At 57.9% G+C, this 11,896-nt stretch carries 8 protein-coding genes; 7 read left to right on the top strand and 1 reads right to left on the bottom strand.

Annotation, left to right across the window (positions count from 1 at the left end; translation table 11 throughout):
- Positions 1 to 130: 130 nt before the first annotated feature.
- Positions 131 to 976 (bottom strand): phosphatase PAP2 family protein, encoded by an 846-nt coding sequence (locus BLR44_RS22210; RefSeq protein ID WP_089686261.1) that lies wholly within the window; start codon positions 974 to 976, stop codon positions 131 to 133.
- Positions 977 to 1,117: 141 nt separating this feature from the next.
- Between BLR44_RS22210 and BLR44_RS22205 the strand changes: the two genes are divergently transcribed.
- The 7 genes from BLR44_RS22205 to BLR44_RS22175 all read left to right on the top strand — a co-directional run bounded on the left by BLR44_RS22205 (position 1,118) and on the right by BLR44_RS22175 (position 11,882).
- The gene (locus BLR44_RS22205; protein ID WP_176956162.1) at positions 1,118 to 1,537 is read left to right on the top strand and encodes a DoxX family protein; all 420 of its coding nucleotides are present in this window, start codon (positions 1,118 to 1,120) and stop codon (positions 1,535 to 1,537) included.
- A 140-nt stretch (positions 1,538 to 1,677) separates the two neighbouring features.
- Complete coding sequence (locus BLR44_RS22200) at positions 1,678 to 3,123, top strand: alpha-L-fucosidase (RefSeq protein WP_089686259.1); 1,446 nt, start codon at positions 1,678 to 1,680, stop codon at positions 3,121 to 3,123.
- Positions 3,124 to 3,181: 58 nt separating this feature from the next.
- Complete coding sequence (locus BLR44_RS22195) at positions 3,182 to 4,840, top strand: glycoside hydrolase family protein (RefSeq protein ID WP_089686257.1); 1,659 nt, start codon at positions 3,182 to 3,184, stop codon at positions 4,838 to 4,840.
- A 57-nt stretch (positions 4,841 to 4,897) separates the two neighbouring features.
- Complete coding sequence (locus BLR44_RS22190; RefSeq protein WP_089686255.1) at positions 4,898 to 5,365, top strand: SMI1/KNR4 family protein; 468 nt, start codon at positions 4,898 to 4,900, stop codon at positions 5,363 to 5,365.
- Positions 5,366 to 5,592: 227 nt separating this feature from the next.
- On the top strand, positions 5,593 to 8,388 hold the full coding sequence (locus BLR44_RS22185; protein WP_089686253.1) for a glycoside hydrolase family 78 protein: 2,796 nt from the start codon (positions 5,593 to 5,595) through the stop codon (positions 8,386 to 8,388).
- A 252-nt stretch (positions 8,389 to 8,640) separates the two neighbouring features.
- Positions 8,641 to 9,957, top strand: coding sequence for a glycoside hydrolase family 28 protein (locus tag BLR44_RS22180; protein WP_176956161.1), 1,317 nt, complete (start codon positions 8,641 to 8,643; stop codon positions 9,955 to 9,957).
- A gap of 113 nt (positions 9,958 to 10,070) precedes the next feature.
- A complete protein-coding gene (locus BLR44_RS22175) occupies positions 10,071 to 11,882 on the top strand; it encodes a 3-keto-alpha-glucoside-1,2-lyase-like domain-containing protein (protein WP_089686249.1) in 1,812 nt (603 codons plus the stop codon).
- The last annotated feature ends 14 nt before the right edge of the window (positions 11,883 to 11,896 follow it).

The following is an 11,896-nucleotide window of genomic DNA, read 5'->3' as shown; positions in this document are numbered from 1 at the left end:
CGCGCGTGACGTGTCAGGAGAGGCAACAGGCATTTGTCGGTAGATCGGACCTACCGGGCGGAAGTCATCACCAATAAAAAAAGATTTTGCAAAAAAGCATGTAGCGGCACCACATTCGTGCCTGCGGACGCTACAACGCGTACACCAAGCCCACTCCGTTGCCCACCATGTGCAGGCGCAGGCGACGCGCGGCCGTATCGGGAGGAAGCTGAAGCCGATGCAGGTGCGGGATAAGTACCCCGATGCTCGCTCCGACGGCATAGCCCACCAGCACGTCGGTCGGAAAATGGCGGCCGGCTTTCACCCGCAGGAAGCCCACCGTCGCGGGCAACAGGGCGGCACCGGTCCAGGCGGTCGCTTTCACGGCCGGATGCTCCGAATACTTCGAAATCATGTAGGCCGTCAGAAAACTGAACGCGGCCGTGTTGGCGGTGTGCCCGGAGAAAAACGAATGGCGCGCGTCGGGCACCCGCTTGCGTTCTGACGGAACCTCGGGATTGTACACGTAGGGCCGCACCCGAAGGACCGACGCTTTGATGAGGTTGGTGAATCCCATCGACGTAGTCGCGGTTTCGGCATACACCACCAGGACCGGTATCAGGTCGTGCCGTACTTCGCGGGAGGCCAGCAACAGCAGAGGCGTAACCGCCGCGCCCGCCGCCAAGATGTCGGTGGCAGTAGCGGCCCCCGCATGATTCTGAAAGGTAGCAACCCGGTCGAAGCCGTTGATCTGCTGTCGTTCGTAAGAAGGAAGCTGTTGAAGCGTCAGCGGGTGGGTCTCCTGGGCCAGGTATTCGCCCAGAATGGCCAGCCCCCCACCGCCGACCAGCAAAGGCACGTCCAGCTCCCAGCGAAATTCGAACGAGCCGAGGCGTGGTTCAGCCGGAGCGGGTGGTTGCGCCTGGCCGACTAGCGTTACGAGCATCAAGCTCAGGAGGTGGAGACGGAACGAAAACAGAAGGTGGTAGGGGGGCATAGAAAACACGGGTTCTGGTATAAAAAGCGATGGTGTTACAGAATGTTTACAGAAATGTTACCAGAAGGTTACCCCGCGACCTCCTCATCCGCCCTTGCGGTCCCCTTGGGCAAGGCTGGCCAATCTGGTATCTTGCCTGCCATGAAACAGCTCCTGCGCACTGCGGCCGATCCGGCGATCTGGCTCATTCGGTTGATGGTCGGTGCAGTTTTCCTCTCCGAAGGCCTTCAGAAGTTTTTGTTTCCGGCCACACGGGGCGCGGGGCGCTTTGCGAAAATCGGGTTGCCGTCGCCCGAGCTGTTGGGTGCGTTCGTCGGTGGGTGCGAGGTGGTGTGCGGGCTGTTGCTGCTCCTGGGACTGATGACGCGCGTGGCGGCGTTTCCCTTGCTGGTGATTATGATAGTGGCCCTGGCCACGACCAAACTGCCGCTGCTGACCGACGAAGGGTTCTGGACGATGGCGCACGAGGCCCGGACCGACTGGGCCATGCTTCTGGGAACTGTATTTCTGATCTGGAAGGGCGGGGGCGCGTGGTCGTGGGACCGGCGTCTGCTGCACTAACGATTCGGATCGGTGCCGATTTCTCCCTCCCGAAAGTAAGCCGGAGAGGTTATAAACCGGAGCGCAGTGGGCTCTTGTAGAGTAGGCAAGCCTGGGCTTTCACCGCACCACGGGCCTGTCACAACCACTCTACTTGACTTATGCGCATTACTGCCCACCTCCTGTTTTTCTTCATCGGAACCCTTGCTGCCGTCGCGCAGCCCCAAAAACGTACCAACTACAAACCCACCTGGAAGTCGCTGGCACAGCACCAGCCCGTCCCCGAGTGGCTGCGCGACGCCAAGTTTGGCATCTATTGCCATTGGGGTGTCTATTCCGTACCGGCCTACAACAACGAGCACTACATCCAGCACATGCACAACACGGCGGAATACAGCAAGCTGGGCACGCACAAACGGCATGTGGCCCTGTATGGTCCGCTGACCGAATTCGACTACCACGACTTCATTCCGATGTTCACTGGCGAAAACTTCGACGCCGACGCGTGGGCCGATCTGTTCGTGAAAGGCGGGGCGCGCTTTGCCGGGCCGGTGGCTGAGCACCACGACGGCTTTGCGATGTGGGACAGCGACGTGACGCCGTTCAATGCGAAGGACATGGGACCGCACCGCGACGTGGTGGGCGAACTGGAACAGGCGATCCGCAAGCGGGGGATGAAGTTTTTCGCCTCGCTGCACCACGAACTTAACTACACGAACGTACAGTTGCAGCCCGAATGGGCCGGGGCCGACCCAAAATACGCGAAGCTCTACGGCTCCACGATGGATCACGCCGAATGGCAGCAGATGTGGCTGGACAAGTGCCTGGAGGTGGTCGATAAGTACCACCCCGACATCATCTACCACGACGCCTGGCTGGAGCAGGTCGATCAGGACAACCTCCGCAAGTACCTCGCGCACTATTTCACCGAAGCCGAGAAGCGCGGGCAGGACGTGACGGTCACCTCGAAAGGCGCCGACATTCCTTATAACGTGGGCATGGAAGACCACGAAAACTCCAACCCCGATCGGATCAGCGAACAGCCGTTTTTGAGTGATTACTCCATCGGGACGGGCTTTTCTTTCTCGTGGGGTTACACCGAGGGCATGGAGATTCGCACTCCGGAAGACATCGTCGAGAAGCTGATCGAAGTGGTGAGCAACAACGGGCAACTCCTCCTGAACCTCTCGCCCAAGTCGGACGGTACCATCCCGGAAAATCAGCGCGTGGTCGTCAACGAAATCGGGCGCTGGCTCTGGACCTTCGGCGAGTCGATTTACGAAACCCGTCCCTACGTGGTCAGCGGCGAAACCACCGACGAAGGCCAGCGCGTCCACTACACCACGAAAGACAAACGGGTCTACGGCATCTTCCTCGACTGGCCCGGCGGTGACCAGGACAAGCTGGCGGCGGATGTACAGGTCTGCCTCAAGCAACTGAACGGAGCCCAACTAAAAGGAAAGGTCAAGGCCGTCACCCTGCTGGGACTGAAGCAGCTGGAGGAGTGTCCGTTCAAAATGACCGACGCCGGTCTGGTCGTAACCCTGCCTGCCAAAACCCGGCTGCCCTCCAGCCTGGCGCAGGTCATCCGCGTCGAACTGGAATAGCCGTTTTCTCCGTGAACCTCTGTGTCCTTTGTGCCTCCGTGGTAAAATTTGATTTTGTATGAACTTCCACCACTTGCCTCTATCTTCTTTTCAAAAACTCATTCCGCTCTGTTGCGCACTCTTCGTCGCTCAGGGAGCCTTTGCCCAAACCGACAGCACCGCCTGGGAATCCGCCACCTTCGACCTGAAAACCAAAGGAGCCATGCCGTTCACGACGGCCGACCTGGGGCATCCGTTCGTGGGGGAGAAAAACTGCATCGTCCGCATCGCACCGGAAATCGACGGCCTGACGGGCATCCGGCTACAAGATGCACAACCCGTGAAAGTCCGTTTTCGCGAAGCGGCTCAAGCCCTCATCGGCGTACCGCAGGGCGAACCTGCCGTCAATGGAAAAAAGATCCTGACGCGGGGACTGACCGTCACCGGATTGCCGCCGGTCGATGTCTACGCCGTTCCGTATGCGAAAGGCACCCACACCATTGACCTCGACGGGAAGCAGATGTTTCTGGGTGCGGTGAAAGCCAGCGAAACCCTTACGCCCCGCGACGCCCATCGCCTCGACGGGCGGGAGTGGGACACCTACATCGTGGAAGGCTTTTCGGACGAGAAAGCCCTGTTCGAAATCATGGGTGGCCCTGACGAACCGGTCATCGACGAAGGAATGCCGGGCACGGAAGGGATTCAAGGGGGCTTCGAAGGCGGACGTTGCGTGAAGATCGGCGATACGTACCACATGTTCCCGACTGAACGAGCCGGGCAAAAAGGCATCGAACCTTACTACGACCGGGTCAAGACCAAAATTGGCTATTGGACCAGCAAAGACGCCAAAACCTGGACGCGCCAGTCGGCCATCTACGAGGCCAGCGGCACCTACGCCGTCACGGAAGACGACAACCCGATCAACGACCGCCGTGGGGCGATCTGGTCGTACATGCCTGTGTTCAGCGAGACGCACAACCGCTGGTACGGCTTCTACCTCGCTTACACCGTCCATTTCGAGATTGCCCCCAACCATTCGTTCGGTCGCATCTGGCGCACCGAGTCGACGCAGGAAGGGGAGGAAGGCATCGCCGGACCGTACCAAGATCAAGGCATCGTGATGGAGCCGGGGCTGGATTCGCAGCCGTGGGAAGGCCGCCAGGGCGTCGATTCGTTCTTTCCGTATCAAGTCGGTGACAAGTGGCTCGCTTTTTACGGTGGAGCTTACCCGTTTGCCTCTTGGGACGATTATCCGAAAAACACGGGCAAGGGCTGGTACGTGGGCCTCGCGGAAGCTGACAGCCTCGAAGGACCCTGGACGCGCCTCGACACGACCGTCAATCCCGTCACGTCGATGCATCCGTGGTTCATCGAAAACCCCATTGTCAGCCAACTGCCCAACGATCTGTACATCGCCATCTTCGACGGTGGGCCGGACGCCTGGGGGCACCACCTGCCGAACATGATGGGTTATTCGCTCTCAAAAGACGGCTACCATTGGACGGAGGCACACTATTTCCCGATCCGCACGAAGGTGAAAAAGTGGTGGGACATCATGCGCACGCCGCTCTGCCTCATCCCCGAAGACGACGGCACCTACACGATGGTCTACGCCGCCATCGACGCCAAGAAGCGCTTTCATCCGATGGGCATGGTCAAACTCAAACTGAATCAGGACGTGCTGGCCGAAAAACTACAGGAACTCACGAACGCCGAAGCCGCCCTTGAGGCAAAGTGACGTTGTCTTGATTTCGTAGAATAACCAGCTATTGCACACAGGTAATGGAGTTAAGCGATGAATTGGAAGAAATTTTTATCAAGGCTGGACCTACTGGAAACGCCAGCATCTTTCGGCTTGCACCCGCCTGGGACACCCGCACAATTACACAGGTTAGCGGCACAGTTTGCGTTGGTGGAGTTGCCAGCTGCGTTGGAAGAGTTGTATACGCAGACGAATGGAATCACTGTATCAACCGATGGAAATGGGCTAGATGAGCTTGTTTGGTCCATTGAAAAAGTAATAGAAGTAAATCAATCCTATCGGGCTAATCTCGATTTCAAAAGTCTCTTTATGTCATTTGAACAGCTACTTTTTATATCAGCCTCAGGAAATGGAGACCTATTTGGTTTTGTGACTTTACAAAACAGCTTTGAGCGGCAGGATATTTTCGTTTGGAACCATGAAGATGATAGCAGAACATGGGTCGCGCCAAGCTTAACGGTATTTCTTGAGTGGCGGCTAAAAGATAAAATCAACGGTTAAGTCATGGAACAAGATCCAAAACAAACGTCCACTCCTATCAAGATCACTCTCTAAAAAAGATCGTGGTACCGCAACTGATGCGTCCGCAACTAGCTTCGGCTACAAACTCAAACGTGTCGTCTGAAAACGTGCAGACCAATCACCACGAGCCTGCCTGGTGCGGCTACAAGCTTGTGGCGTTACACGTAAAAAATGAAATCAACCGAACCACCCAATAATCCACTCCGGTGATACACAAAACTTCCCTACTAACCTTTTTCCTCTGCCTGAGTCTGGCACTGCCATCGTGGGCCAAGCTCTCGGTATCCGACCTGGTCTGCGAGTACAAGACCAATCCGCTGGGCATCGCCACGGAACATCCCCGGCTGAGCTGGCAACTGACCTCGAACAAGCGGGACGTGTTGCAGACCGCCTACCAGATCCGCGTCGCCGATTCAGAAGCGAAGCTGAAAAGCGGCAAGGACCTGTTATGGGACAGCGGTAAAATTAGCTCAGACCAGAGTCTCCACGTGCCCTACGAAGGGAAACCGCTTGCCTCCGGCCAAAAAGTGTACTGGCAGGTACAGACGTGGGACAATCAGAATCAGAAATCGGGCTGGAGCCCGGTGGCGACCTGGGAAATGGGCTTGCTGACCGTCGCCGATTGGCAGGCGCAGTGGATCACCCCGGCCTGGCAGGAAGACCTGACGAAGGCAGAACCAGCTCCGTACCTGCGGAAAGAATTTTCGCTTGGCAAGCCGATAAAATCTGCCCGCATCTACGCCACCGCGCTGGGATTGTACGAACTCCAACTGAACGGGAAGAAGGTCGGCGATGAGGTGTTTACGCCCGGCTGGACCAACTACGACCAGATTCTACAGTACCAGGTCTACGACGTGACCCGTCAATTGCAACCGGGCAGCAACGCCATCGGCGCGATCCTGGGCGACGGCTGGTACCGGGGGCACCTCGGCTGGGAAGAGGAAAACCGCAATACGTACGGCGAGGACCTGGCGCTGCTCCTGCAACTGGACGTCACCTACCAGGACGGTTCCAAAGAAACAATCATCACCGATCCGTCGTGGACGGCCCGCAAAGGCCCGATCCTCGCGTCCGACCTCTACAACGGCGAAACCTACGACGCCCGGCTGGAGCAGAAAGGCTGGTCGCAACCTACTTTCTCCGGTTCTGGCTGGACGGCCGTTAAACCGCTGGATCACACGAAAAACACGTTGGTCACCTCCGTCGGATCGCCCGTCCGGAAAGTAGAGGAACTGAAACCCGTCGAGTTCATCACCACCCCGAAGGGAGAGAAAGTCTTTGACCTCGGGCAGAACATGGTCGGCTGGGCGCGGCTGAACGTCAAAGGCCAGAAAGGCGATAAGGTGACGCTGACGTTCGCGGAGGTGCTCGACAAAGAAGGCAATTTTTACACCGCCAACCTGCGCACCGCCAAAAATACGGATGTCTACATCCTGAAGGGCGACGGCGAAGAAGTTTACGAGCCACACTTCACGTTCCACGGCTTCCGCTACGTGCAGGTGCAGGGCTATCCCGGTGAGCTGACGCCCGACGCCATTACCGGCATCGTGATTCATTCCGACATGGAACCTATCGGCAACTTTACCTCGTCCGACTCGCTCCTCAACCAGTTGCAGAGCAACATCCAGTGGGGGCAGAAGGGGAACTTCCTCGACGTACCGACCGACTGCCCGCAACGTGACGAACGCCTCGGCTGGACGGGCGACGCCCAGGTCTTCGCCCCGACGGCCTGTTTCAACATGAACGCCGCGCCGTTCTTCACGAAATGGATGCAGGATTTTGTGGTCGATCAGCGGGAAGACGGCAGCATTCCGTGGGTCGTACCGAACATGGTGGAAAACGGCGGCGGCACGGGCTGGTCCGACGGCTTCGGGGCGACGGGCTGGGCCGACGCGGTCATCGTCATTCCCTGGACGGTCTACCAGGCCTACGGTGACCAGCGCATCCTCGAAACGATGTACCCGACGATGAAGGGCTGGGTCGATTACATGCGGAAACACGCCGGTGATCGCTACATCTTTGATTACGGATTCCACTTCGGCGACTGGCTTTCGTTCGCGGAGTACGAAAGCTACAATTACAACGCGCCGGACTACGGCTACGCGGGCGCGCACACCGACAAAGACCTGATCGCCACGGCCTACTTCTATCACTCGACCGGCATCCTGGAAAACGTCGCCCGGCTTCTGGGCAAGGATCAGGAAGCGCAGGAACTGGCCTCCCTCCGGCCGAAGATCAAGGCCGCGTTCAATAAAGAATTTATGACCTCGACCGGGCGGCTCACGTCCAACACGCAGACGGCCTACGCACTGGCGTTAGCGTTCGGCCTCGTTCCTAATGAACTGAAAGACATGGCGGCCGAGCGACTGGCGGAAGACGTACGCTACTTCGGTCACCTGACCACGGGCTTTCTGGGCACGCCGGTCCTGTGCAAAGCCCTATCGGACAACGGTTACCCCGAACTGGCCTACCAACTTCTGTTCAACAAGCGCTATCCATCGTGGCTCTATCCCGTCACGCAGGGCGCGACTACGATCTGGGAGCGCTGGGACGGCCAACGCCCCGACGGCACCTTCCAGACGGTGGGCATGAACTCGTTCAACCACTACGCCTACGGGGCCATCGGCGACTGGATGTACACGACCGTGGCGGGACTCCAGCTCGATCCCGAACAGCCGGGCTATAAACACACGATCTTCCAACCGACACCGGGCGGCGACCTGACCAACGCTACCGCGACGCTCAAAACGATGTACGGCGAAGTGGCTTCCGGCTGGCGACTCGACGGAGGACAAATGACCTACACGGTCGAAGTGCCCGCCAACACCACCGCCACGGTCGTCCTGCCGAACGCCACCACCGCAGCAGTCCAGATGGACGGCAAAGCCCTGAGTAGCAACAAAGTCGCTAAAAACGTAACCGCGCAGGACGATGCTGTAAAAGTCGACCTGGGTTCCGGCACGTACGTCTTCACTTATCCGTGGCAGAAAGCCGCACAGTAGTCTCCCCTGAATTGCATGCGTTTATTGAAACATAAGAAGCGTTTTTTTGCATCCCTAGTTACAGACCAGGACGCCGCAGGGCCGTCTGTCGGGTGTTTGATTCCGTCGCTACTAATTTTCAAACCCTGGCATCAGCTTGTAGCTGGAGCCGCCCCAAGCTTCCCTGTGTTCCTGAGTTTCAGCTATAAGCTGAAACTAGTGAGGAGGGGGCGGTTAATTCCGTCGCTACTGGTAAGCATTCTCTGCCTCAGCTTGTTCTCCTGCGAACAACCCGCTGATACCAAGACGGCCTCTTCTGAAACGGCGACTTACCTCATCACGGCGTATGGCGCGGTGGGCGATTCGGTGACGGTGAATACGGAGGCGATTCAACAGGCTATTGACGCCTGTGCAGAAAACGGGGGTGGGACGGTCCAGATCCCGAAAGGCGTGTTTTCGTCGGGTGCGATTTTTCTGAAAGAAGGCGTGACGCTGGAGGTGCAGGAAGGCGCGAAGCTGCGGGCGGTGGCGGGACTGGAAAATTTTCCGGAACTGAAAAACACCCGCATCGCCGGCATCGAGATGGACTGGCCCTCGGCGTTTATCAACATCATCGACGCCAGCCATGTCACCATCACCGGCGATGGCACCATCGACGGATCGGGTTACTACTGGTGGGAACCGTACTGGCAGAAGCGCGACAGCCTGACGGGTAAAGTCCCCGGCGACCTGATCGACTGGCACGTGCCGCGACCCCGGCTGATGCTGTTCCAGAATACGTCGGAATGTACCCTGGAGAACGTGAAGCTGCGCAACTCCGGTTTCTGGACGGTACACATCTGTTACAGCCACGACATTGACGTCACGAACGTCAACATCGTCAACCCCGTGCTGGAATCGGGAAAACGGGCGGCGAGTTCGGACGGGATCGACGTGGATTCGAGCCACGACATTGCCATTCGTGATTGTTATATCGCCTGCGACGACGACTGCATTGCTGTGAAATCGGGGCGCGGGTCGGACGGCCTGCGCATCAACATCCCGACCGAAAATGTCCTGATCGAGAACTGCACCTTTGGGAGCGGGCACGGCGGCGTATCAATGGGTACCGAGACGGCCGGAGGCATCAAAAACGTGCTGGTGAAAAACTGCGTCGCCGATGGCAATCAGGCCCCGATTAAGTTCAAGCCGCGACCAGGGCGGGGCGGTGTCATCGAAAACATCACGCATGAAGGCTGGAAAGTAAAAAATGTAAAGACGGTGATCGACTACGCGCTGCGGAACGTCGACGGCTCCGATTACATCGACGAGTGGCAGGAGATCAAAGTACCGTTCGAGAAGGCAACCCCGCGCTACCGCAACCTCACCATCCGTGACGTAGAAGCCACCGACGCCCGCACCGCCATCAGCTTTTTAGGCTGGCCCCTGGCCCACGCCGAAAACGTCATTCTCGAAAACGTCAACATCCAGGCCGCATCAGGCGCGACGTTCCAGTACGTCGACAACCTGTTGCTGAAAAACGTGACGGTCACGTCGGACGACAACAAGATGGAATTTCAGGAAGTCACCCACAAAATTGAGGCTGAGTAATCGGCCATCTTTCTCCTTTCCAAAGAGTACAATCCAATTGCGAAAGGCTCTTTACCAGAAATACGGCCCCATTCAAAACCTACGTTACTGCCGGGGCCGGAGCTAGTATTGCCATGTGGAAATCTTTTGTTGGGGTTGCTGTGCTTGGCCTGTTGGTCGCTTGTCAAGGCGATGATAGCGCGCAGGAAACCGATCTTTTTGCCGAAGAAACGACCATCACCGAACTTCCTCTGACGTCCGTTTCACTGGACAATCTGGAGGCCTTTCAACCCGCCTCGAACAACGGCTGGCAGGTTGTCGGCGATGCCTATGCCGACCGTACGAAATCCCACGACTTGTCAGTCTCTGAAGGAACAGGCATCCTCGTTAGTCAGGGGCAGGACGCGGTATTGCGTACGACGTGGGAGCACGGCGATATGGACCTCGTGTTGGAATTTATGCTCGCGAAAGACGCGCAGGCGAAGCTCCGGCTGCAGGGACGCTACGAAGTCAGCCTGAACGATAGCTGGGGACAAACGGAAGTAACGCCCGAATCCTGCGGTGGAACAGGCCGGCAAGCGCCCTCCGAAAATGCCTGCAAAGCGCCCGGCTTGTGGCAACATATCCAGATCAGCTTCAAAGCACCCGAACTGGACAATAACGGCAACATGGTCTCCGATGCCCGGTTGGCCCAGGTGATCTTGAACGGCGAAACCATCCAGCAGGAGGTAACCCTCGCTGAAGCATCCGCGACGGACGCCTCTCCCGCTACCACCCCGCTCGTGATCCAGGGGCAGGGCATCGCCATTAAGAGATTGGAATACAAGCAGTACGGCGGCGATCAGATGGCGTTGCGCAACATGCAGTATGCCGTCTACGAAGGCATGTACCGCAATCCCGATACGCTGGCGAGTCTGCAACCCGAAGAAACCGGAAGCACTGATACGCTATCGTTTCGGGTGGGGATTCAGGACCGCGACATGGTGTTCAGCGGCGAGATGGAAATTCCACGGGCGGGCAACTACCTGTTCCGGCTGTCGACTGGAGGCGAAAGCTGGCTCTACATCGATGACCAGGAGGTCGTTAACAACCAATTCTCCCGCAACTACCAGCAGTTTTTCTACGGCGGTCGCTACCTGGAAGAAGGCACCCATCCCTTTCGGATCGTCTACGCCAACCGCGACGAGAGCCTGGTGCTCGGGTATCAGGGCCCTGGCATTCCGTGGACAACCCTAACAACGGTCGCATCGTACCGCCGCAGCAAAGAGGTCGATCCGCTGCCCATCGTAGTGGAAAACGAGCCGGTGATTCAGCGTGGGTTTATGATGCACGGCAAAGACAAAAACGCGTACGCGATGTCAGTCGGCCTGCCGGGTGGCCTCAATTACGCTTACGATGTGAACGCCTACGCGCCGTTGCAGGTCTGGCACGGCGATTTCCTGGACGTCTCGCTCATGTGGCGTGACCGGGGCGAGCCGCAACTGGAACAGCCCATGGGGGCCAACTTACCGCTGGTGGGCGTGCCGACCGTCGCGGCACTGTCGGGTGAAAATCCGTCGTGGCCCGACTCCATCGGGGCCGATCAGAATCCCTTCACCCAACGCGGCTATCGCCTGCAAAACGGCCTGCCCATCTTTTTCTATCACTACAAGGGCGTCGCCGTCGAAGATTTTCTGCACGCCACGCCCGATCAGACGGGGCTGCAACGAGAAGTGAGTTTTGATTTTGGGGATACCGACAAGCAGGAACTGATGTGTTTGTTGGGCAGCGGCCGTACGATTGAGCAACTTCCCAACGGCGCGTACGCCATCGACGGGAAGCGCTATTATATCGAGAACATCGAGGCGGCGGGACACGAACCTAAGATCCGCCAGAGCGGTGGACAGGAAGAGTTGGTCGTGCCTGTGTCGGGCGATAGCCAAGTCCGGTATTCTATCATCTGGTAAGCATCTTTAGACGT

Source organism: Catalinimonas alkaloidigena (assembly GCF_900100765.1).
Lineage (GTDB): Bacteria > Bacteroidota > Bacteroidia > Cytophagales > Flexibacteraceae > Mooreia > Mooreia alkaloidigena.
The sequence above is the reverse complement of the archived record's forward strand: the minus strand, read 5'-3'. Positions and strand labels throughout refer to the sequence as shown.

Excerpts from the sequence above, each read along its gene's own strand:
- BLR44_RS22175 (WP_089686249.1), top strand. The coding sequence starts at position 10,071 with ATGTGGAAATCTTTTGTTGGGGTTGCTGTGCTTGGCCTGTTGGTCGCT.
- BLR44_RS22210 (WP_089686261.1), bottom strand. The coding sequence starts at position 976 with ATGCCCCCCTACCACCTTCTGTTTTCGTTCCGTCTCCACCTCCTGAGC.
- BLR44_RS22195 (WP_089686257.1), top strand. The coding sequence starts at position 3,182 with ATGAACTTCCACCACTTGCCTCTATCTTCTTTTCAAAAACTCATTCCG.
- BLR44_RS22205 (WP_176956162.1), top strand. The coding sequence starts at position 1,118 with ATGAAACAGCTCCTGCGCACTGCGGCCGATCCGGCGATCTGGCTCATT.
- BLR44_RS22200 (WP_089686259.1), top strand. The coding sequence starts at position 1,678 with ATGCGCATTACTGCCCACCTCCTGTTTTTCTTCATCGGAACCCTTGCT.
- BLR44_RS22190 (WP_089686255.1), top strand. The coding sequence starts at position 4,898 with ATGAATTGGAAGAAATTTTTATCAAGGCTGGACCTACTGGAAACGCCA.